Origin of the sequence: Cupriavidus phytohabitans (assembly GCF_000426345.1) — a bacterium.
In the GTDB taxonomy this organism is placed as follows: Bacteria; Pseudomonadota; Gammaproteobacteria; order Burkholderiales; family Burkholderiaceae; genus Cupriavidus.
On record NZ_AUFE01000016.1, the window covers coordinates 43,675 to 65,824 of the forward strand.

Consider the following 22,150-nt stretch of genomic DNA (forward strand, 5'->3'; position numbering starts at 1 on the left):
GACCATGAACCACGACCGATCCATTGCCACCCAGATCGTTGCGCTGATCCAGGCCGAAGGCCTGACCGTCGGCGCGCACCTGCCGGCGCAGATGCTGGCCGACAAGCTGCGCGTATCGCGCTCGCCCGTCAACGAGGCGCTCGCGCTGCTGCACGAGAAGGGCGTGCTCACGCGCGAGAAGAACCGCGGTTTCTTCCTGGCGCGGCCGGTGGCGGCGCCGGCCGCGGAGTTTGCATCGCAGCTGGGCCTGGTCGAGCCCGACCCGGCCACCGCGGCGTATTTCCAGATCGCCGAAGACTTGCTGCAGGGCACGCTGGAAACGCAGGTTTCCGAGCACCACCTGCGGCAGCACTACGGCCTGACTGCCACCCAGCTGGGCACCGTGCTCAAGCGGATTGCGCAGGAGGGTTGGGGCGAGCGCAAGCCCGGCTATGGCTGGGAGTTCTCGTCGATGCTGACCACGCCCGATTCGCTGCTGCAGTCCTACCGGCTGCGGCTGGCGCTGGAACCGGCCGCGCTGCTCGAGCCCACCTACCGGCTCGAGCCACAGGCGATCGAGCGGCTGCGCGCTGCCGAGCGGCACCTGCTGGAAGGCGGCATCGAGACCGACAGCGCCGACCAGCTGCACGACCGCGGCGTGCGCTTCCACGAAACACTGGTCGAGGCGTCTGGCAACCCGTTCTTCATCGACACCATCCGGCGCGTCAACCGCGTGCGCCGGCTGCTGTCCTACCGCTCGATGCGTGACCGCGAGCGCTATCCCGAACACGCGAAGCAGCACCTGCACGTGCTGGACCTGCTCGCGCGCCAGCGCAACGAGGAAGCCTCGGAGGCGATGCGCGAGCACCTGCAGCACACGCTTAACGCGCTGACGCAGATCAGCCGGCTGCTGGAGCCTTAGCGGCCTGGCTCTGCGATCCGTTCAGCAGGTCCAGCGCCACGTCCACGATCATGTCTTCCTGCCCGCCGACCATGCGGCGGCGGCCGAGTTCGACCAGCACGTCGACGGTCTTGAGGCCATAGCGCGCCGCGGCCGCTTCGCTGTGGCGCAGGAAGCTGGAATACACGCCCGCATAGCCCAGCGCCAGCGTCTCGCGGTCGACCCGCACCGGCCGGTCCTGCAGCGGGCGCACCAGGTCGTCGGCCGCATCCATCAGCTGGTACAGGTCGGTGCCGTGATGCCAGCCCATGCGCTCGGCGGCAGCGATAAACACTTCCAGCGGCGCATTGCCCGCGCCCGCGCCCATGCCGGCCAGGCTGGCGTCGATGCGGTCGCAGCCTTCCTCCACCGCGACGATGCTGTTGGCCACGCCCAGGCTCAGGTTGTGGTGCGCATGCATGCCGGTCAGCGTCTCGGGCCTGAGCACGTCCTTGAACGCGCGGAAGCGGTCGCGCACGCCGTCCATGGTCAGCGCGCCGCCGGAGTCGACCACATAGCAGCAGGTCGCGCCATAGTTCTCCATCAGCTTCGCCTGCTGCGCCAGCTGCTGCGGCGTGGTCATGTGGCTCATCATCAGGAAGCCGACCGCTTCCATGCCCAGCTCGCGTGCCGCCTCGATATGCTGCCGCGAGATGTCGGCCTCGGTGCAGTGCGTGGCCACGCGCACGATGCGCGCGCCGGCCTGGTAGGCGTCCTTGAGGTCGTGCACGGTGCCGATGCCGGGCAGCAGCAGCGTGGCGATCCTGGCGTGGCTGACCACGTCGGCGACGGCTTCGATCCATTCCAGGTCGGTATGCGCGCCGAAGCCGTAGTTGAAGCTGGAGCCCTGCAGCCCGTCGCCGTGCGCGACTTCGATCGAATCGACGCCGGCCCGGTCGAGCGCAGCGGCGATCTGGCGGACCTGCGCCACGCTGTACTGGTGGCGGATGGCGTGGCTGCCATCGCGCAGCGTCACGTCGGAGATATAGAGTTTCTTGTCGGTGCTCATGGCGTGGTTCCTGTTCAGGCCGCAGTGGACTCGGCCAGCATGGCTTCGGCCATGCTCTCGGCGGTGTTCAGCGCGGCGCTGGTCATGATGTCGAGGTTGCCGGCATAGGCGGGCAGGTAGTGCGCGGCGCCCTCGACTTCGAGGAAGACGGTGGTCTTCAGGCCGACAATGCGGCCCAGCCCCGGGATATTGAGCGGCGCGTCCGCGGCGATTTGCTCGAACTGCACCGCTTGCTTGAGCCGGTAGCCCGGCACGTAGCGCTGCACGTCGGCAGCCATGCGCGCCACCGATTCGGCAATGGCGTCCTGGTCGGCCGGCTCGCTCAGGCAATACACCGTGTCGCGCATGATCAGCGGCGGCTCGGCCGGGTTCAGCACGATGATGGCCTTGCCGCGGCGCGCGCCGCCCACCTGCTCGATGGCACGCGAGGTGGTCTCGGTGAATTCGTCGATATTGGCGCGCGTGCCGGGGCCGGCGCTCTTGCTGGAGATGCTGGCGACGATCTCCGCATAGTGCACCGGCGCCACGCGCGATACCGCCGCTACCATCGGGATGGTGGCCTGGCCGCCGCAGGTGACCATGTTGACGTTGGGCGCGTCCAGGTGCGCGGCGCCGTTGACCACCGGAATGCAGTACGGGCCGATTGCCGCCGGGGTCAGGTCGACCATGCGCAGCGCCGGGCGCAGCGCGCGCAGGAACGCATCGTTCTTCACGTGCGCGCCGGCGCTGGTGGCGTCGAAGACAATGTCGATGTCGCCGAACACCGGCAGCCGGGCCAACCCTTCCACGCCTTCATGCGTGGTGGCCACGCCCATGCGGGCCGCGCGGGCCAGGCCGTCGGAGGCGGGGTCGATGCCGACCATCGCGCCCATCTCGACATGCCGGCCATGCCGCAGGATCTTGATCATCAGGTCGGTGCCGATATTGCCCGAGCCGATGATGGCGGCCTTGAGCTTGCGTGTCATGGGGATTCTCCTTGGATGGGTTACTCGACGCTGGCGCCGCTGGCCTTGACCAGCGGGGTCCAGCGCGTGTTTTCGCTGGCGAGGAAGGTGCCGAACTGCTGCGGGCTCATCGGCATCGGATCGAGACCCTGGTCAGCAAACCGCCTGGTGACTTCCGGTGCCTTCAGCGCCTTCAGCGCGGATTCATTGAGCCGTGCGACCACGGCGTCGGGCGTGCCGCTGCGCACCACCATGCCGAACCACACGCCGGCATCCAGCCCGGGCACGCCCAGCTCGGCCAGCGTGCGCACGTCGGGCAGGCTGGGTGAACGCTTGCTCGACGCGATCGCCAGCGCCTTGACCTTGCCGCCCTTGATCAGCGGCGAGGTGGTGATGACCGGGTCGAACATCATGTCGACCTGGCCCGCCATCACGTCCTGCAGCGCGGGCGCGGAGCCCTTGTAGGCAACGTGGGTGAACTTGCCGCCGGACTTGTCACCGAACAGGCCGCCGAGCAGGTGCCCGATCGAGCCGATGCCCTGCGAGGCGTAGTTGACTCCGTCCGCGCGCGACTTCGCCAGTGCCACCAGGTCCTTCACCGATTTGGCCGGGCTGTTCTGCGGCACCACCAGCACCAGCGGCGAGGCCGCCAGCGCCGTCACCGGCTTGAAATCCTTGAGCGGGTCATACGAGAAATTGCGGTACAGCCCCGGGTTGATCGCGAACATCTCGGTGGCCGCGACGAATACCGTGTGGCCATCCGGCTCGGCGCGCCTGACCGCCAGCGCGGCGATCTGCCCGCCGCCGCCGGGGCGGTTCTCCACGATCACCGGCTTGCCGAGGTCGGTCTGCATCTGCTGCGCGACCTGGCGCGCGATCATGTCAGTGATGCCGCCCGCCGGGAACGGGACCACGATGGTGACGGGGCGGGTGGGGAAGGCGGGCGCTTGCGCGGTGGCCGCGCCGGCGCTGCCGGTCAGAGCGGCGAGGGCGGCGCCGATGGCGAAGGGGGCGAGCAGCCTGGCAATGAGGCGATGCGCGCGAGGGGGGCGTTGCATGGTTATCTCCGTTTCTCTGTAGTTATGGGTTCAAAGCTTCCTGGGGGCGTGTCAGCTGTCGGCGAACTTCGCGCGTACGGTGCCGACGCCGGTGATATGCGCTGCATAGGTCTTGCCGGCCTGCACCGGCACCATCGGCCCGAGCGCTCCGGTCAGCACCAGGTCGCCGGCGCGCAGCGGGTCGCGCAGGCTGGCGAGCTTGCGCGCCAGCCACACCGCGGCATTGAGCGGATGGCCCAGGCACGCGGCGCCATTGCCGTGCGAGACGCGTTCGTCGCCGCACCGCATTTCCATCTCCACCGCCTTCAGGTCAAGGCCAGCCAGCGGCACCGGCACCGCGCCGATTACCACCAGCCCGCTGGAAGCGTTGTCGGCCACCGTGTCGACATACGAGATATCCCAGTTGGCGATGCGGCTGCCGACCACCTCGATCGCCGGCAGCACGTAGTCCACCGCGCCCAGCACGTCGAGCACGGTGGCATCGGCCACGTCGAGGTCGCGGCGCAGCACCAGCGCCACCTCGGCCTCGGCCTTGGGCTGTAGCGTGCGCGCCATCGGGATCGGCTCGTCGTCGCCGTAGACCATGTCGGCAAACAAGGTGCCGAAGTCGGGCTGGTCAACGCCCAGCTGGCGTTGCACCGCGGGCGAGGTCAGGCCGATCTTGCGGCCGACCACGCGGCGCCCGGCGGCTTGCCAGACGGCGACGTTGGCGCGTTGCACGGCGTAGGCGGTGGCCGCGTCGTCGGCGGCGATCTCGCCGCGCAGCGGCGCCACCGGCGCGCGCGCGCGTTCGGCTTCGCGCAGGCGGGCGGCGAGGGCGAGGATGGTTTCCTGGTCGGGCATGGCTGTGTCCTTGCGATGGTTTGGTGAGCGGTCAGCTGGCAGCGGCGGCGTGCATCAGCGCAAATCCGGCGATCCATTCCGGGATCGGGCGGTAGTAGTCCAGTTCGGCGCGGTAGGCGCCGCCCGCGGCGAGCGCGGCAAAGGCGGCGATCCAGGTGCGCACCTCATGGGCCGACTTGCCGGCGTCGCGCGTGATGCCGTCGTTGGTCATGCCGTCGACGCCGGTCAGTTCGCCGCTGGCGAGCAGCGCCAGGAACGCGCGGTCCCAGTCGGGATTGAGCGCATGCAGGGCGCTGTCGCCGCCGGCAAAGGCGCGCGCGGCAGCGACGGTGCGCTCCTGCCGCGCCTGGCGCGAGGCCGGCGGCGGGTTGCGTCCCGCGATCAGGCGTTCCGCCACCTCCGCGCTGGCGCCGGCGATCTCCGGCACCGGCGGCTCGTGCGAGATGCCGCCGGAGCCGACCACCAGCACGCGCTTGCCCAGACCCGACAGGTAGCGGCCGATGGCATCGCCCAGCAGCCGCGCGCGGCGGCAGCTCGCCATCGGCGGCGCGACCGAGTTGATGAACACCGGGATCACCGGGTAGCGGTCGAGCGCGCCGGCCAGCACTTCCAGCGCCTGCGCGCAGCCGTGATCGACCTGCATGCGGTACGACACGGCCACGTCGAGGTCCTGCGCCATCACCGTTTCGGCCAGGCCCAGCGCCACGTCCTGCGGCACGTCGAGCGGACCGGCGAGGCTGTTGAAGTCGCCGATGGCGCTGGCCGCCACGCCGACGCAGAACGGCGGCATCACGTCGTAGAAGAAGCCGTTGTAGTGGTCGGGCGCGAACACCACCACGAGTTCGGGATCAAAGGCCTGGACGCGGGCGCGCGCCGCGGCCTGCAGGCGCTCGACCTCGGCCACGACTTCCGGCGCGGGGTCGTAGTAGCCGTGCAGCGGGGTGTGTGACAGGCATTCCAGATGGATCGGCATGTCAGGCTCCTGCGGCAAGCTGCCGGACGGCGGCGGTGTGCGCGTCATACGAAGGCGCGGCCGTAGGGGCGACGATAGGGGCGGCGGCACGCGTGTCGGCTTCCTCGGCTTCCTCGGCAGCCGGCGTGCGCAAGGCCAGCTTGCGCGCCAGCGCCACCACCGAGTCCGAGATTTGCTGCGGCGAGCACATGCCGGCGACAAAGCGGTCGGGCCGCAGCAGCACCACCGAGCCGGGCTGGTTGCCGAACCAGTCCTTGAGCCGGTTGTGCACGTCGCCCACGGCGAGCACGCCATCGGGGACGTCGTCACGGTATTCGAGCTGCGGATCCGGCTTGGCCAGCACGAACACGCCGCCGAGTTGCCGCCACACCGCGCGCGCCTGCGCCGTCAGGCCGAAGGTGGGATCGGTGCCCCAGCCAAGGATTGCGAAGCGGTTGCCGATCACGTCGTCGAGGCGCTCGACGGTATTGGCTTCGGTGCGCACCAGCGGCTGGATGAACATGCGGCCCACCGGCGCGTAAGACGCATAGCCGGCGGGGTCGTGGCCATGCACCAGCCGGCCGACCAGCGATTCGCGCTTCTCGCTCATCAGGCCCAGCAGGCGGCCCAGCGCGGAGTTGCCCGAGCGCTCCAGCCAGCGGGCCAACAGGCCCGGTTGCGCGCGGCGCTGACCTTCGGGCAAGAGCACGACACCTTGCTCGTAACGCGGCATCGGCTTGAAGCGCATCTCGACGAAGTACTGCTTGACCGAGGGGAAGCGGTTCAGCACTTTCGTGAGGCCATCGCGCAGCGCCGAGCCCGCGCGGCTGGCTGGCGCGAAGATATCGCCGGCCACCTCCGACAGGTGGATCATCGAACGCGCATGGGCGCGGCGCTCGGCGGTGTAGGTGTCGAGCAGCGCATCGCCGGCCTGGCCCTTGACCACCATCGCCAGCTTCCAGCCCAGGTTGCTGGCGTCGCGGATGCCGCTGTTGTAGCCCTGGCCCTGCCATACCGGCATGATGTGCGCGGCATCGCCAGCCAGCAGCACGCGGCCGGCGCGGAAGTCGCGCGCCAGGCGCGCGTTGTGGGTATAGACGCGCTTGCGGATGTAGTCGACCTTGTCCGGGTCGGCCACGACCTTGCGGATCAGCGCGGCCATGTTCTCGGGGCGCGACAGTTCTTCCTCGGTCTCGCCGGGCATGACCATGAATTCGAAGCGGCGGATGCCGTGCGGCAGCGCGGCCGATACATAGGGCCGCTCGGGGTCGCAGTGCATGTAGATGTGCGGCGTGCCGATCGGGTCGTTGCGCACGTCCACCACGATCCACTGGTTGGGCTTGGTGCGGCCTTCAAACGGCATGTCGAGCGTGCGGCGCACGAAGCTGTTGCCGCCGTCCGCGCCCACCATGTAGACGGCGCGAATGCGCACCGGCCGGCCGGCCTCGTCGGCGGCGTCGACCTGCACGCCTTGCCCGTCATGCGTGAACGACGCCACGCCGTGGCCGAGCAGCGAGCGCACATGCGGGAAGCGCTGCAGGCCCTCGAACAGGATGCGGTCGGCCAGCGGCTGGATAAAGGCATTGCGGCGCGGCCAGCCGAACTCGTCGGTGCGCGGCTCGATCGAAGCAAAGCAGCGTCCGCCCGCGGTGACGAAGCGCATCCAGTGGTTGGGCGTGGTGTGCGGCAGCAGCGTCTGCGCCAGGCCGACCGACTGGAATACGCGCAGCGCTTCGTCGTCGAGGCCGATGGCGCGCGGATAGTCGATGATCTGCGCGAGCTTTTCCACCAGCACCACGCTGACGCCCTGCAGGCCGAGGATATTGGCGATCATCAGGCCGACCGGCCCGGCACCGACGATGGCGACGTCGCAATCGACAGTGTCAGGACGAGCGTCGGCGCCCGCCATGGCGATGGCGTGGGTCATGTCTGTCTCCGTTCTGTGTTGTGGGTGTCCGGGCGCGGCCCGGACCGTCAGGGATGCGCGCAGCCCAGTCGTCAGGGATGCGCGCAGCGCATCAGACCGTGGTGGCCTCGGGCACGGGCTTGCCGAGCAGGAAGTTCAGGTGGATGCGGTTGAAGGTGTCGGCATCCTCGAACTGCGGCCAGTGGCCGCAGCCATCCATCACCGTGAACAGCGCGCCGGGAATCATGGTGGCGATGCGCCGTCCTTCCGACACATCCGCGGTGGGATCGTCGGAGGTCCACAGCACCAGCGTCGGCGCCTGGATCCGGCCGTAGTCATCGGCGCGCAGGATATTGCGCTGGCGCGTCTCCATGTCCTGCAGGACCATGTTGCCGCGCTGCGCCTCGACCATGCCGGGCTGCGCATAGATCGCCTGGCGCGTGGCGACGAGGTCATCGAACACCTTGGACTTGTCGGCCATCAGCCATTCCACGCGCGCCTTGATGAAGTCCCAGCTCGGGTCTTCGACCGCGCGCATCGACAGCGTCTTCAGGCGTTCCATCACCACCGGGTCGGCCTGCGAGCCGCCGGCGGTGTTCAGCACCAGGCGCTCGACGCGCCCGGGGTGGTCGATCGCCAGTTGCGAGGCGACCCAGCCGCCCAGCGATTCGCCGCTGAACGAGGCGCGTTCGATGCCGAGCGCATCGAGCACGCGGATCACATGGTCGACATAGGCCGACACCTCGCGCGGCCCGTCGGGCTTGTCGGTCCAGCCGTGGCCGATCATGTCGATGGCCCAGACGTCGAAGTGCTCGGCGTGCGCCTTCAGGTTGCGCACATAGGCCTCGGCGTGGCCGCCGACGCCGTGCAGCAGGATCAGCGCGGGCTTGCCGCGGTCGCCGGCGTGCAGGTAGCGTGTCTGGATGCCGCCGGCATCGAGCCAGCCCTGGGTGAAGCTGACGCCGCGCAGGTCGGCCCAGATGCTCTGGAACGGCTTGGCGGCAGCGGTGGAAGTGATGGAAGTATTGACCGCGGTGGCCGGGGCGGCTTGCGTCGACATCGGTTGTCTCCAGGTTCTGTGCAGGGTGCCTGCATTCGGGGGGCTTGCTTTGAACGGAAGTCTAGAGACCGCGTTGCCTGCGGCAAAAAAAATGTGCAAACTGTGCAAAGAGTGCACAACGTTGATTTAAAAGGATTTTTTATGGCGCTGGAGCGGGATGCCATTTACGCCAATGTCAGGGGACTGACGCGGGGCCTGGATGTGCTGCGGGCGCTGAACCGCATGGAAAGCGGGCGCGCGACGGCCCAGCAACTGGCGCAGGAGACGGGGCTGCACCGCACCACGGTGCGGCGCCTGCTGGAGACGCTGTTGGCGCAGGGCTTCGTTCGCCGCAGCGAGTCGGACGACACCTTCCGCCTGACGCTGCAGGTACGCACGCTCAGCGAAGGCTTTACCGACGACGAGTGGATCTCCACCACCGCCGCGCCGCTGATGGGTGAACTGCTGCAACAGGTGGTGTGGCCCTCCGACCTGACCACGCCCGATGGCGACGCGATGATCATCCGCGAGACCACGCATCGATTCAGTCCGCTGTCGTTCCACCGTGCCATGGTCGGGCGGCGGCTGCCGATGCTGCTGACGGCGTCGGGGCGCGCCTACTTTGCCAACTGCACCGAGCCCGAGCAGGAGAGCATCGTCGCGATGCTGCGCTCAGGTGCCGGCGGCGAGCGCCAGGCCGCGCTCGCCAGCGATGCGCAGTTCGTGCAGAACCTGGTGAAGCGTGTGCGGCAGGACGGCTTCAGCACCAACCATGGCGACTGGAGCGAGCAGCGCAATATCAGCGCCATTGCCGTGCCACTGCGTGCGGGCGAGCGCGTGCTCGGCAGCCTGAACGTGGTCTACCTGTCGCGCGCGCTCAAGCCGGCCGAGGCGGAGGCGAAGTTCGTTGCACCGCTGGCCGGCATTGCGGGCAAGATCGCGGCGGGCCTGGCAGGGACCTGAGCGGACTCGTGCCGCAGCCGGATAATCGCCCACCGCGCCCATCCCGCTAGAGCACGTTCACATCCGCAGTGCCTGCCGCCACTTCGAGCACCCGTGTGCTATCAGTCGCCGGCAGCGCCGGTGCGGCGCCGCCGCTGATGGACTTCAGCGTATGGAATGTGCAGCTGAGCTTGTCGGGCGTCAATGTCACCAGCGCATACCCTTCCGCGTTGGTGTCGGCGTGGCGGATCCAGGCGTTGAAGGTGCGCAACGTAGTGTCGAACGCATTGATCAGCACCCCGCCTACCTCGCTGTAAACCAGCTCGCGCAACGCGGCAAACGCCTCGTCGTTGTCGACAATCGCGCGGAACGAACTCAGCAGCGTATTGCTCGACAACCCCGCCGTCACCAGGTCGACCATCACCGGCGTGGGCGACGCCGCATCGTAGTCGTCCATCACTTGCCCGCTGAAGAACCCGTGGATGTCGCCACTCAACGCCACCACGTTGCGCACGCCGTTGGCCTTCAGGAACGCCATCAGGTTCTTGCGCTCGGCGTTGTAGCCATCCCACTGGTCGGCATTGAGGATCAAGCGGTCGAGCAGCGCGATCGCCGGGAGCCGGCTCTCAATCACTGGCCGGATGTTGGCATCGAAGGCCGCCGCATCGATGCCGGCCTGCGACAGCACGTCGCGCAGTGCGGTGTACGCCAGGTTGGCATAGGTGCCAGCCGCCTTGGCCGCGGCCAGGTCGCTTTCCAGCGCACTGGCGATGGCGGATTGCAGCGATGACAGCGCGCTGTAGGCCTGCACCAGCGCCCGTGCGATCAGGTCGGCCACGGCCTTGGTGATGTCGACCTGCATGCGCAACAGCGACAGCTGGTTGCCCCACAGCTTCCATGTCGTATTGGCGCCGCCGACACGGTCCTGCCACCACGCGCGCTGTGCATCGCCGAGCATCGATACCGGCGTCAGCGCATTGCCGGCTTCGCTGATCTTCTGCGCCTCGGCCGTGGCCAGTGTGGCGGCGGGAACGAAGTACAGGCTGCCGACCGCGCGGCCGGTGGATTCCTCCGGGATGATGTGGTCGGCGCGATACAGCCGTTCGTCGGTCATCAGCAGCGTGGCCAGGTTGCCGAATGTGAAGGCGCGGTAGATCTGGATGTTCTGGAACGACGGATTGCTGGTGTCGAGGCTGACGTCGGCGGGCAGGTATTCGAACCACGCCTGGCTGGCGGCGCGCCGGCGCGCGGTGTGCGGGGTCAGGTCGTCGTCAGAGTCGTACGTCTGGCGGTCCTGCCAGCAGTTGTCGGAGAACTCATGGTCGTCCCAGATCGCGATCATCGGGAAGGCCGCATGCAGCGCCTGCAGGCGCGTATCGCTGCGATAGCTGCGGTACAGGTAGCGGTAGTCGTCGAGCGTGGTGGCGTAGACGCTGCCATCCGGCAGCACCGTGCCATTGGGCAATTGCAGCGCGGCGTGGCGGTCTTCCACCAGGCCGGCGCGCGAGCCGCCGGGAACGGCTTCGTAGATGTAGTCGCCCACGTGGACGATGAAATCCAGGTCCTGCTGCGCCAGTTCTTCCATGCCGGCCCAGTGGTTGGCGTTCCAGTCCTGGCAGCTGACGAAGGCAAAGCGCAGTTGTGACAGCGGCGTGCCGGCCGCGGCGGCGGTGCGTGTGCGGCCCACGGTGCTGGCGCGGTTGCCGAGCAGGAAACGGTAGTAATAGCGCGTGCCGGCGGTGAGTCCCGTCACCTTGTTGCGAATGGTGTAGTCCCATTCCGGACGGGCCATCAGCGGCTCGTTGACCAGCAGTGATTGCGGCGGAAAATCCTGCTGCGTCGACACTTGCAGGCGCACCACCACGGGCCGCTTGCCGTTGTTGCCTTCGACGCGGGTCCACACCACCACGCTGTCAGGCCTGGGATCTCCCGAGGCGACGCCGTGTACGAAATTGAAGTTTTCCGGATTGCCGGTATCCGGCTCATCGTCGTCGCCACCGCCCCCGCAGGCAGTCAGGCCGCCGGCGGCGATCGTGACGGTCATGAAACTTCCCCACTTCAGGAACTGGCGTCGATCCATGATCGTTCTCCTTCTCTCGGGTTGCGGAGCGCAGCCGCAACCCCGGACGCCGGAGACGGCATCAGTGCTTTGTGGGAGGCGTGACTGCTTGTTGCATGGATACTAGTGGCCGGATTCTGTCTTCGCTGTCGGTGGAGCGCCGACATCGATATAGGAAAAGGATGACTGGTGCCGCGATACGTTGTGCTCTGCCTTGCCAGCAATGATTCATCAATGACTGTCTAAGGCACGTCGCGCCGCGGCGCGCCGTCATAGGTCCACAGGAACTTGCGCGGGATCGGTCCCTGGTTGCGCCCGCCCTGGCAGGTCTGCTCCCACGCGCGCGCGAGAATGCCGACCGAGCGCGACAGGCAGAACAGGCCGCGCAGGCACCAGCGCTCACGCTGGTGCCTGCGCGGCTTTCTCCGCTTCTTTCCCGCTGTTGCATCGTGTGCCGCGGTTGCGGCCAGCATGCGTCGCCATGTCTTCTTTGTCTCGGTGTAATGGTGATCGCTGACGTGTCTTAAGCGGCTGCCGTGCTGCCCGATACCTAAGGAATAACCCTTGCACACCTGAAAATATATCACGACATGATGTATTGTTCGGGCTCCAGAAGCCGGCGCCACCCCGTTGGCGCCTTCTGTCGCCCCCCAGCTTCAAGGATCCTGCATGCGCATACGCAAACAAACCGACTTCTTGTCCGGCCTGATGTTCATCGTCGTCGGGCTGAGTTTTTCCTTCGTCGCCCGTGGCTACTCCATGGGCACCGCCGCCCGGATGGGCCCCGGATATTTCCCGTTCTGGCTCGGCATCGTGCTGGCGCTGCTCGGCGCCGTGGTGGCGTTCGGCGCCATGTCGAAAGAAGGCGATGCCGACCATATGGCCCGCTGGGACATCAAGACGCTGCTATGGATCCTCGGCTCGGTCGTGCTGTTCGGCCTCGTGCTCAAGCCGCTGGGCATGGTGCTGTCGGTGCTGGCCCTGGTGCTGGTGTCGTCGATGGCCAGCCATGAATTCACCTGGAAGGGCGCCATCCTGAACGCGGTGGTGCTGGTGGCGATCAGCACGGTTGCCTTCGTCTACGGCATCAACCTGCAGATGCCGGTGTGGCCGGCGATCTTCACCAACTAGGAAACCCCCGATGGAACTTCTCAGTCATCTCGCACTCGGGTTCTCTACCGCGCTGTCGCTGCAGAACCTTGCCTATGCCTTCCTCGGCTGCGTGCTGGGCACGCTGATCGGCGTGCTGCCGGGGCTGGGGCCGCTGGCCACCATCGCCATGCTGCTGCCGATCACCTACACGCTGCCGCCGGTGGCCGCGCTGATCATGCTGGCCGGCATCTACTACGGCGCGCAGTATGGCGGCTCGACCACCGCCATCCTGGTCAACCTGCCGGGCGAGTCCTCGGCGGTGGTGACCACGCTCGACGGCTACCAGATGGCGCGGCGCGGGCGGGCCGGCGTGGCGCTTGCCACCGCGGGCATCGGCTCGTTCTTCGCGGGCAGCGTGGCCACGCTGATCCTGGCCGCGTTCGCCACGCCGCTGTCGGAGCTGGCCTTCAAGTTCGGTCCCGCCGAGTATTTCTCGCTGATGGTGCTCGGGCTGATTGGCGCCGTGGTGCTGGCGTCGGGCTCGCTGGTCAAGGCGGTGGCGATGATCGTGCTGGGGCTGCTGCTGGGCCTGGTTGGCACCGACGTGAACTCGGGCGCGGCGCGCTTCTCGTTCGACGTGCCGGAACTGACCGATGGCATCAGCATCACCGCGCTCGCGATGGGCCTGTTCGGGTTTGCCGAGATCATCGCCAACCTGGAGCAAAGGGAGCACCGCGAGACCTTTACCGACCGCGTCACCGGCCTGTTTCCGAACAAGGAAGACTTCAGGCGCATGATCCCGGCCGTGCTGCGCGGCACCGTGCTGGGCTCGTCGCTGGGCATCCTGCCGGGCGGCGGCGCGTCGCTGGCATCCTTCGCCGCTTATTCGCTGGAGAAGAAGACGTCGAAGCATCCGCATGAATTCGGCAAGGGCGCGATCGAAGGCGTGGCCGGTCCGGAATCGGCCAACAATGCCGCGGCGCAGACCTCGTTCATTCCGCTGCTGACGCTGGGCATTCCGCCCAATGCGGTGATGGCGCTGATGGTGGGAGCGATGACGATCCACAACATCCAGCCGGGGCCGCAGGTCATGACCAGCAACCCGGCGCTGTTCTGGGGCCTGATCGCCTCGATGTGGATCGGCAACCTGATGCTGGTGGTGCTGAACCTGCCGCTGATCGGCATCTGGGTCAAGCTGCTGACCGTGCCGTATCGCTTCCTGTACCCGGCCATCCTGACGTTCTGCTGCATTGGCGTCTATTCGGTCAACAACACGGTCTTTGATGTCTTCGCCGCGGCCGCGTGCGGCCTGATCGGCTACATCTTCCACAAGCTGCGTTGCGAACCCGCGCCGCTGCTGCTGGGCTTCGTGCTTGGGCCGATGATGGAGGAGAACTTCCGCCGTACCTTGCTGCTGTCGCGAGGGGACTTCTCGGTGTTCACCACGCGCCCGCTGTCGCTGGGCTTGCTGGTGGCCGCCGCGGCGCTGGTGGCCGTGGTGGCGCTGCCGTCGATCAAGGCGAAGCGGGAGGAGGCTTTTCAGGAGGAGTAGGACAACGGTCCAGCCCTTCCTCACGCCGGCACGCGGGCATTGCGCCTCCCGTGCCGGTTTTTTTGCCAGTTAAGAAGGCTGACGCGAAGCACATTCGGCGTCCTTGGGTTTGCAGCCACGCGTTCCATATCGGCAGGCCCGGCAATTGCTGGCAGTTGGATGGCCATGTTATCGGCGTAAGGCACTCAATAGATATAAACTATCTGGCCGATAGCAAGCCCCGATCGCGAAGGTTCCCATTCCTCCCGTCCTCCAACTACCAGCGCAAGGAGATCGATATGGCCGACAAACAGGCAAAGCCCATGGCAAACAACGCTGCAGGCCAGCCGGCAGCAGGCACGCCGGCGGGCTACGGCGACGCCCGGCGCGGCACCGGCGGTGAACTGCACCAGACCGCCGGCGGCAGCCATCCGCCGCTGACCACCGCGCAAGGCATTCCCGTCCCGGACAACCAGAACTCGCTCAGGGCAAATCCGCGCGGCCCCACCTTGCTCGAAGATTTCATCCTGCGGGAAAAAATTACACACTTCGACCATGAGCGCATCCCGGAACGGATCGTCCATGCACGCGGTTCGGCCGCGCATGGCTACTTCGAGCTGACCGAGTCGCTTGCGCCTTACACCACTGCCCGGATGCTCACCGAAGTCGGGGAGAAGACGCCGGTCTTCACCCGCTTCTCCACCGTGGCCGGCGGCGCCGGTTCGGTCGACACGCCGCGTGACGTGCGCGGCTTCGCGGTCAAGTTCTATACCAAGGAAGGCAACTGGGACCTGGTCGGGAACAACATCCCGGTGTTCTTTATCCAGGACGCAATGAAATTCCCCGACGTGGTCCACTCGGTCAAGATGGAGCCGGACCGCGGCTTCCCGCAATCTGCCAGCGCGCACGACACCTTCTGGGATTTCATCTCGCTCACGCCCGAGTCGATGCACATGGTGATGTGGATCATGTCGGACCGCACCATCCCGCGCTCGCTGCGCATGATCGAAGGCTTTGGCGTGCACAGCTTCAGGCTGCTCGATGCGCAAGGCAACTCCACCTTCGTCAAGTTCCACTGGCGGCCCAAGCTGGGGCTGCAGTCGACGGTGTGGGACGAGGCGGTCAAGATCGCCGGCGCCGATCCCGACTTCCATCGCCGCGACCTGTTCAACGCGATCCAGTCGGGCAACTTTCCGGAATGGGAGCTCGGCGTGCAGCTGTTCACCGAGGACGACGCGGCGAAATTCCCGTTCGATCACCTGGATCCCACCAAGATCATCCCGGAAGAGACGGTGCCGCTGAAGATCATCGGCCGCATGGTGCTCGACCGCTGGCCCGACAACTTCTTTGCCGAGACCGAGCAGGTGGCGTTCTGCCCGGCCAACATCGTGCCGGGGGTGGACTTCTCCAACGACCCGCTGCTGCAGGGGCGGCTGTTCTCTTACCTCGACACGCAGTTGCTGCGGCTGGGCTCGCCGAACTTCCACCAGATCCCGGTCAACGCGCCCAAGTGCCCGTTCGCCCACCACCAGCGCGATGGCCATATGCAGATGGAGGTGCCGCGCGGACGCGTGGCCTACGATCCCAGCTCGCTCGACGACGCATCCCCGCGCGAGGCGCCCGACCTGGGCTTCCCCAGCGCGCGCGCGCCCGAGCAGGGCGACAAGGGCCGCATCCGCGCCGAGAGCTTTGCCGACCACTACAGCCAGGCGCGCATGTTCTTCCGCAGCCAGACCCGCGCAGAGCAGGCGCATATCGCCTCTGCGCTGGTGTTCGAATTGTCCAAGGTCGAGCATGTGCACGTGCGCGAGCGCATGGTGGCGCACCTGCGCAATATCGACGACGGATTGGGCCGGCGCGTCGCCGATGGCCTGGCGCTGGACCAGTTGCCCGATCCGCTGCCCGCCGCCGCACCGGTGCAGGATCTGCCGCCGTCGCCGGCACTGCAGATCATCGGCCGCATGAAAGACACGCTGGAGGGGCGCGAGGTCGGCATCCTGGTTGCCGATGGCTCCGATGGCGCCACCGTCGAGGCCATCCGGCAGGCAGCCATCGCCGCCGGCGCCACGGTCAAGATCGTCGCGCCCAGGGTTGGCGGCGCGGTGCTGGCCGACGGCACCAGGCTGGCCGCGGACGGCCAGCTTGCCGGTACCCCTTCTGTGATGTTCGATGCGGTGGCGGTGATACTGTCTGCCGACGGCGCGGCCCAGCTGGCGCAGGAAAGTGCGGCGCTGGACTTCGTTTGCTTTGCCTATGCGCACCTGAAGGCCATCGCGGCCGATGGCGGCGGCGAAGCGCTGCTGGCGCAGGCCAACCTCAAGCCCGACAACGGGGTGGTGCCGGCCAGCGATACGGCGCGCTTTATCGCGGTGGCCAAGACGCGGCAGTGGGACCGGGAGCCGTTGGTGCGGATGCTGGCGTAACGCCGGGCGGGACTGCAATACAACGCCGGCCGTCGCGCGCCGGCGTTGTATTGGCGCGCTGGCGATCATGGCAACGCCGCTCGGCACGTTGGAACCGTTGCCAGGACCGTGCGCTGATCGGGCCGGAGCGGCAGTCTCCGTGCCGCCCCGAAGTGCCGGATCGGTGCTTTGGCGCCTCTTGTCAGGCATTTCCTACGGACGATTCAGTGCATCCTGATGCGTATTGTTGTCCCTGACTGAAGGCGTTGGCGATGTTGCGCAACTAACCTTGAAATCAAGGACGTGCCGAATGCAGCGTGCGTTACCAGTGAGGCGTGCCTCGGAAGGAGTGACACGATGCGCAGGACAGCTAATTCGCTACACGCGTTGGTAGAAAAGTGGTTGTCGCCTACCAACGCCAGCCCGGCCCGGGTCGCCTGCTTCAGGCACCTTGCGAACCATAAGGGTTGCGTCGTGTGTGTGGAGTCGACCCAAACCACGCGGCGCCTGTCCATTGCCTTCTTCCGTCACCGCAATGGCGCGTGGTACGTGTTTCCGCCGATCACCGGCTAACGCACCTATGCAGGCCTCTTGAGCCGGCTCAGTCAGGTGCGTCAGCAATAGCAGTCTGGCAGTCAATGCCCCGACCCCCGGATCGAATCCGGGGAAAAATACGCTTCGCCAAACTGCGGACTGCTGTTCAGGCGTACCGGCTTCCCTTCATTGGTGAGCCGGTCCGCCAGATAGGAGCCCGCAGTGAGGTCATGGTAGAACGCCACCGCCGGGTAGTAGCGCCGCGCATCGTAGGCGTAAAGCGACGATTGCATATTGGTTCGCCATAGCTGGCCGCGGGCATCGTAGTTGTCGGCAAGGACTGCCATCCAGGTGTCTTCGTCCAGGTACAGGACACGCTTCGCATACTGATGCCGGAAGCCTTGCTTCAGTCTGGCTTCGAGTACCCAGACGCGGTGCAGTTCGTAGCGGATCAGTTCAGGGGCCGCATGGTTCGGGCCCAGCAGCTCGGCGTACTTGACGCCGGGATCGACCAGCTTGTAGTTGTGGTAGGGGATATAGATTTCCCGCTTGCCGACAATCTTCCAGTCGTAGCGTTCGCCAGAGCCATTGAACAGGCGATCGTCGTCCACCGTACGGAAGCCTCCCGGCCCCAACGGCTGGTCGAAGCCGAACTCGGGGGCCTGCCGCACGCGACGGGTACCGGGATTGTATTGCCAGGTTCTCGCCGTATCCGAGCCTTCACGATCCCAAAAGTTGTGGGAAACAATGATATTGCCGCGTTCGCGCAAGGGCAGTTCGGTTTCCACGCGAGCGAAGGTCCGGTTGACCAGCGGCGAGCCTTTCTCAAACGCGGTGCCGTTGACCGGTGACCAGATGTCATATTTCCACTTGCCCCATGCGATCTTGCCGTCGCGATACACAACTGCCTGGTCGTAGACGGCTGACTCTTCGGCAATGGCGGAAGAGAAGCGAAGATTCCACATCAGCTCCAGCCCACTCTTGGGGACAGGAAACGGCGCGGTAGGCGGATAGTCCTTGAGGCCGTTCGCGTCCGTCGTCAGCTGCGTTCTGGGGGCGTGGTGCTGGATCGCCTTGTAGACGCCATCGCCGTAGCGGAAGTCGCGATGGCTGGGATAGATCGCCATCTTGAATGTCGTCGGGTACAGCTTGAACATGGCGAGCTGGCCGTCGCTCAGGTGGGCACGGTACTGCTCCACGTTCTGCGCCGTGATCGTTGCGAGCGGTTGTTCCGACGCATAGGGATCAGGATAGGCGTCGCCCGGCCGGAAAGTCAGGCCCGCGGGCGCCGACTGCCATCTTCCGCTCCACGCGGGGATGCTGCCGTCCTTGTTGGCGGAACGTTCGGCGCCCATTGGCGTGAGCGGGCCGTCCAGGCGCCTGACTTCGTCAGGCGTCATCGCGGCAAAGGACGGTATGTTCAGCTGTGAGGCGGCTAGCACCGCACCGGCTATCGTGCACAGCAAGGCCTTGGTCTTCATTGTCTCTCCTCCGGTTTTCATGGTGTGATGGTCGTGCACCATCGGGCTGACAGGCTGGCGTTGCACCGCCTGCGATCAGGCATTGCTCAGCTCGGCGATGCGCAGCACCAGCTTGCCTGGCGCCTTGCCCGACTGGACCAGGTCGAGCGCGCGTCCGGCCTGTTCCAGCGGCAGGCACGCGATGCGAGGCGGTCGCACGCGCTCGCTTGCGATCAGCGAAGCGATCTCGCGCAGCCGCGCGCCGCCGGGCATCTTGCTGTACGCCACGGCGGTGCGCATGCCCCGCCGCGTGGCTTCGGCGGAATCCGGGCCGTTGTCGCCATTGACTAGGGTCAGGATGGCGACAAGGATGCCGCCGGGCCTGAGCAGGTCGATGCCGTTCGGCAGGGTGCCGCAGCCAACGCAGTCCAGGACCACGTCGACGCCAGCCGGCGCCCATGCCGCCAGGGAGCCAGCGATGTCGCTGGAACGGTAGTCAATGGCCCTGTCGCAGCCGAGCGCCATCAGTTCATCCTGGCGTGCTGTGCTGCAAGTGGCGGCAACGGAAGCGCCGGCTGCCGTTGCCAGTTGCACAGCAAACGTGCCAACCGCCCCGGCGCCACCATGCACCAGCACCGTCTGGCCCGGCTTGAGGCCGCCTTCGTCGAAGAGTCCCGTCCAGGCCGCCAGCGCCGGTGTCGGGACGGCGGCGGCTTCGGCAAATCCCAGGTTGTCTGGTATCGGCACCACGCAATCCTGCGAGACCGCAACGTACTCGGCATAGGAACCCCATTTGCCTGCGCCAACCTCCGTTTGCGCGAACACGCGCTGGCCCGGGACGAAGTCCTTGACGCAAGCCCCCACGGCTGCCACGACGCCACTGGCATCGAAGCCGATCACGAACGGGAAGCGGTATGGCATGAAGCGACTCAGATAGCCTTCACGGCATTTCCAGTCCGCGGGGTTCACACCCGCGCAGGCTACGCGGATCAGGATTTCGCCGGCAGCGGGTTCCGGCGTCGGGACGTCCGCAAGCCTGAGTACATCCGGCCCGCCGGTGCGGTCGATGACGACAGCGCGCATGTTCTTCTCCATCGGTTTCCCGTGTCCGTTCATGGCGCGTATTCCTCTCTGCGGTTGTGGTTGGCAATCAGGCTGGTTGCAAGTGGACAGAAAGCATGGGATATCGCCTGGACTGTCCATTCGGGAAACTCGGGATCGAACCATCGGTCGACGTGGCCCCAATGGAAGGGGTGCATCAGGTATTCGCCCAGGAGGTCCTCAGCGCTGGCGAACTCTTGCTGCCAGACGTGGGTCCATGTGCCGGGCGACACGACGCGGGCGAGCCGCCAGTTGAGGATGCCGGGCATGTACTCAGGCATGCGCAGCAGATCCTGCTCAAGGCTGCGGACCTGGCAGTCGGGTGCTTCGGGCCGGACTCGAAACATCAGCGTGCGCCAGATCCCCTGGCGCAGCTGAGGTGCCCGCAGTCCGTCCGAGATCGGGCTATAGGCGACGCGGTCTACTTGTGCCACGCCCTCCAGCGCGGCAGCCAGGCCGTCGTCGTGACCGGTCGAGCCGGATGGCGCCGGGTCGAATCGCAGGTCGAGCGTGTAGTCCCCGGCCCCCCAGCTTCCCGCCAGGTTCCGGCCAATCGCAACCTGGCGCAGGCCTGGCAGGGATTCGATCCTGGCAAGCAGTGCCTGCTCCTGGGTGCTCTTCCCGGTGCAGTGGTTGGTGTGAATCCGTATCTGGGCTGTCTCAAGCCGCATCGCAATACTCCTTGTGCCGGGACAGGCCACATGCCGCATCGGCCATTACATGGCGCCGGCGGGTATCACACAGCGTGTTGACGATTGACCAGAAGGCGAGGGCCGGAGCATCGATGCTGGCGCGCATGGCGTAGTAGGCTGGCGCATCCGCCACCTGCCACAGCAGCCATAACGTATTGGGCGCATCTTCTATCGCCACGGGCGGAGAAACCCAGCGCTGCAGCAGCACCAGGCCCCTGGTGGCGCTGCCGGGCAGGTATTGGCTTTCCAGCTGGGTCAGCACAGTGGGCAGGTGCTCGGGCGCGAGCACGATTTCATCGAGTATGTGGATCATGGCTGTGTCTCGCGCGGATCAGGCAGGGTGCAGCAAGGCTGCGAGATCGACGCCGGAGATTTGCGGGCGGAATGCGCGGTCATGGGTGTCCCGTGGGTTGTCCCGTATGGGCAAGGCGTTCATGGCGTGGCAACCTCCATGGCCCGGGCCGCGCGCATCTTTTTGCGTGGGCGGAAGTGCCTGGATGATTATGTGAGGCCCGGCCGCACGGGATCCCTACCCGGATGATCAACAACCGCTACCGAAGCAATCAGGACGAGCGCCCATGAATGCCTCCTACATACCCGGGAATCCCGTACCAGTTCCGCATGGCATGGTGCAGCGCCTGCTAGACGAACTGAAGCGGCAGGGCGTCGAGGTGCCTCCTGCCGCCGGCGCATCCGGGCAGGCGCCGCCCGCGCAGTTCACCGCGCTCTATCGCGCCGCGATCGAGCAGCTGGAAGCCCTGGTCGCAAAAGGCAATGGCCACCCTCCAATGCGCAAGCAGGAAGTGGACTTGCTGTGCCGTTGTGTGTTGAGCAGCCGGACGCTAAGGGAGGCGATCCGCTGCGCTGCGGACTTCTGCGCGATGCTGTATCCGCGCGCCGGGGCGCTCAGCCTGGGGCAAAGCGCAGGCCAGGCGGTGTTCCGCATGGACTCACTGCGGCGCGCAAAGAGTTCTGCGGCTTGTCTGGTGGACCTGACAGGGCTCTTCTTCTACATGCTCTTGTTCGGCTGGCTGATTGGCCAGCCGGTACGTCCGACCCACGTCTACCTGGCGCATCCCAGGCGTGAGGACGCCATGCCTTTCCTTGGCTTGTTCCATGCCGTTGTGACGTCCGGCGCTCAGACCTACGGGTTTGAATTCGATGAGGCATTGCTCGACCGGCCGGTTGTGCGCCAGGCGGCGGAACTCGATGCCTTTCTGGAAGATTTTCCTTACCGGCTGATCGGGGCGCCAGTCGAGGTCGTATCACTGAGCCAGCAGGTGCGCGGCATCCTGCATGCGGCGCTGGTACATGGGGCGCGGCTGCCAACATTGGCTGAGTTGGCCGAACGCTTTGATGTGAGTGAACCCACGCTGCGCCGCCGCCTCGCTGCCGACGGCAGCAGTTACCGGCTACTGCGCGAGCACAACCTGCAGGAGTACGCCGAACAATGCCTGTGTACGACCAACTGGTCGATCGGCAGGATCGCGGAGCAGCTTGGCTTTGCCAGTGAGGAAGCGTTTCGCCGGGCGTTTCAGCGCTGGACCGGGCATGCGCCGACGCGGTTCAGGCGGGAAAGCAGAGGGTGAGGCAAAACGCGGGCGGCAGATGCAGCGGGGGACCGGGACGGGTAGACTTGCCTGTTCCACGTCCCTTTCCACCGCCAC

At 66.6% G+C, this 22,150-nt stretch carries 18 protein-coding genes and 1 pseudogene; 6 read left to right on the forward strand and 13 right to left on the reverse strand.

The window, feature by feature from the left end; translation table 11 throughout:
• The first annotated feature begins 4 nt into the window (after positions 1 to 4).
• Complete coding sequence (locus K309_RS0114300; RefSeq protein ID WP_029047062.1) at positions 5 to 901, forward strand: GntR family transcriptional regulator; 897 nt, start codon at positions 5 to 7, stop codon at positions 899 to 901.
• Here K309_RS0114300 and dmpG read toward each other — a convergent pair.
• From dmpG to K309_RS0114335, 7 genes are all read right to left on the reverse strand, one after another.
• Entirely contained in the window at positions 879 to 1,928 is a 1,050-nt protein-coding gene (dmpG, locus tag K309_RS0114305) for a 4-hydroxy-2-oxovalerate aldolase (protein ID WP_029047063.1), read from the reverse strand. The two genes, K309_RS0114300 and dmpG, sit on opposite strands and share 23 nt — an antisense overlap.
• A gap of 14 nt (positions 1,929 to 1,942) precedes the next feature.
• A complete protein-coding gene (locus tag K309_RS0114310; protein WP_029047064.1) occupies positions 1,943 to 2,893 on the reverse strand; it encodes an acetaldehyde dehydrogenase (acetylating) in 951 nt (316 codons plus the stop codon).
• Between the two features lie 20 nt (positions 2,894 to 2,913).
• Positions 2,914 to 3,930 (reverse strand): Bug family tripartite tricarboxylate transporter substrate binding protein, encoded by a 1,017-nt coding sequence (locus K309_RS0114315; RefSeq protein WP_084402427.1) that lies wholly within the window; start codon positions 3,928 to 3,930, stop codon positions 2,914 to 2,916.
• 51 nt (positions 3,931 to 3,981) lie between these two features.
• The gene (gene mhpD / locus K309_RS0114320) at positions 3,982 to 4,773 is read right to left on the reverse strand and encodes a 2-keto-4-pentenoate hydratase (RefSeq protein ID WP_029047066.1); all 792 of its coding nucleotides are present in this window, start codon (positions 4,771 to 4,773) and stop codon (positions 3,982 to 3,984) included.
• A 31-nt stretch (positions 4,774 to 4,804) separates the two neighbouring features.
• Complete coding sequence (locus K309_RS0114325; protein ID WP_029047067.1) at positions 4,805 to 5,746, reverse strand: 3-carboxyethylcatechol 2,3-dioxygenase; 942 nt, start codon at positions 5,744 to 5,746, stop codon at positions 4,805 to 4,807.
• Position 5,747: 1 nt separating this feature from the next.
• On the reverse strand, positions 5,748 to 7,652 hold the full coding sequence (locus K309_RS0114330) for a bifunctional 3-(3-hydroxy-phenyl)propionate/3-hydroxycinnamic acid hydroxylase (protein WP_051320458.1): 1,905 nt from the start codon (positions 7,650 to 7,652) through the stop codon (positions 5,748 to 5,750).
• Positions 7,653 to 7,743: 91 nt separating this feature from the next.
• Entirely contained in the window at positions 7,744 to 8,691 is a 948-nt protein-coding gene (locus K309_RS0114335) for an alpha/beta fold hydrolase (protein WP_084402428.1), read from the reverse strand.
• Positions 8,692 to 8,832: 141 nt separating this feature from the next.
• On the opposite strand from K309_RS0114335, the gene K309_RS0114340 reads away from it, so the two are divergent.
• The gene (locus tag K309_RS0114340) at positions 8,833 to 9,633 is read left to right on the forward strand and encodes a DNA-binding transcriptional regulator (protein ID WP_035877514.1); all 801 of its coding nucleotides are present in this window, start codon (positions 8,833 to 8,835) and stop codon (positions 9,631 to 9,633) included.
• Positions 9,634 to 9,679: 46 nt separating this feature from the next.
• Here K309_RS0114340 and K309_RS0114345 read toward each other — a convergent pair whose 3' ends face one another.
• Positions 9,680 to 11,692, reverse strand: coding sequence for an alkaline phosphatase D family protein (locus tag K309_RS0114345; RefSeq protein ID WP_029047071.1), 2,013 nt, complete (start codon positions 11,690 to 11,692; stop codon positions 9,680 to 9,682).
• Between the two features lie 221 nt (positions 11,693 to 11,913).
• Positions 11,914 to 12,057 (reverse strand): annotated as a pseudogene (locus K309_RS41685) (citryl-CoA lyase); the annotation flags it as partial.
• Positions 12,058 to 12,340: 283 nt separating this feature from the next.
• On the opposite strand from K309_RS41685, the gene K309_RS0114355 reads away from it, so the two are divergent.
• The 3 genes from K309_RS0114355 (at position 12,341) to K309_RS0114365 (ending at position 16,717) form a co-directional block, all read left to right on the forward strand.
• On the forward strand, positions 12,341 to 12,802 hold the full coding sequence (locus K309_RS0114355) for a tripartite tricarboxylate transporter TctB family protein (RefSeq protein ID WP_029047073.1): 462 nt from the start codon (positions 12,341 to 12,343) through the stop codon (positions 12,800 to 12,802).
• A 10-nt stretch (positions 12,803 to 12,812) separates the two neighbouring features.
• Positions 12,813 to 14,315 (forward strand): tripartite tricarboxylate transporter permease, encoded by a 1,503-nt coding sequence (locus K309_RS0114360; protein WP_029047074.1) that lies wholly within the window; start codon positions 12,813 to 12,815, stop codon positions 14,313 to 14,315.
• Positions 14,316 to 14,617: 302 nt separating this feature from the next.
• Positions 14,618 to 16,717, forward strand: a complete 2,100-nt coding sequence (locus K309_RS0114365; RefSeq protein WP_232232384.1) for a catalase — start codon at positions 14,618 to 14,620, stop codon at positions 16,715 to 16,717.
• 614 nt (positions 16,718 to 17,331) lie between these two features.
• On the opposite strand, the gene K309_RS0114370 is transcribed toward K309_RS0114365, so the two are convergent.
• The 4 genes from K309_RS0114370 to K309_RS0114385 form a co-directional block, all read right to left on the reverse strand.
• On the reverse strand, positions 17,332 to 18,711 hold the full coding sequence (locus K309_RS0114370) for a DUF1329 domain-containing protein (RefSeq protein ID WP_029047076.1): 1,380 nt from the start codon (positions 18,709 to 18,711) through the stop codon (positions 17,332 to 17,334).
• A 75-nt stretch (positions 18,712 to 18,786) separates the two neighbouring features.
• Positions 18,787 to 19,773: an NADP-dependent oxidoreductase gene (locus K309_RS0114375; protein ID WP_029047077.1), complete on the reverse strand. Its 987-nt coding sequence runs from the start codon at positions 19,771 to 19,773 to the stop codon at positions 18,787 to 18,789.
• Positions 19,774 to 19,802: 29 nt separating this feature from the next.
• A complete protein-coding gene (locus K309_RS0114380) occupies positions 19,803 to 20,462 on the reverse strand; it encodes a Dabb family protein (RefSeq protein ID WP_029047078.1) in 660 nt (219 codons plus the stop codon).
• Entirely contained in the window at positions 20,452 to 20,796 is a 345-nt protein-coding gene (locus K309_RS0114385; RefSeq protein WP_029047079.1) for a hypothetical protein, read from the reverse strand. The genes K309_RS0114380 and K309_RS0114385 overlap by 11 nt, the downstream gene beginning before the upstream one ends.
• 265 nt (positions 20,797 to 21,061) lie before the next feature.
• Here K309_RS0114385 and K309_RS0114390 point away from each other — a divergent pair, with 265 nt between their 5' ends.
• Positions 21,062 to 22,072, forward strand: coding sequence for an AraC family transcriptional regulator (locus K309_RS0114390; RefSeq protein WP_232232385.1), 1,011 nt, complete (start codon positions 21,062 to 21,064; stop codon positions 22,070 to 22,072).
• Positions 22,073 to 22,150 lie beyond the last annotated feature (78 nt).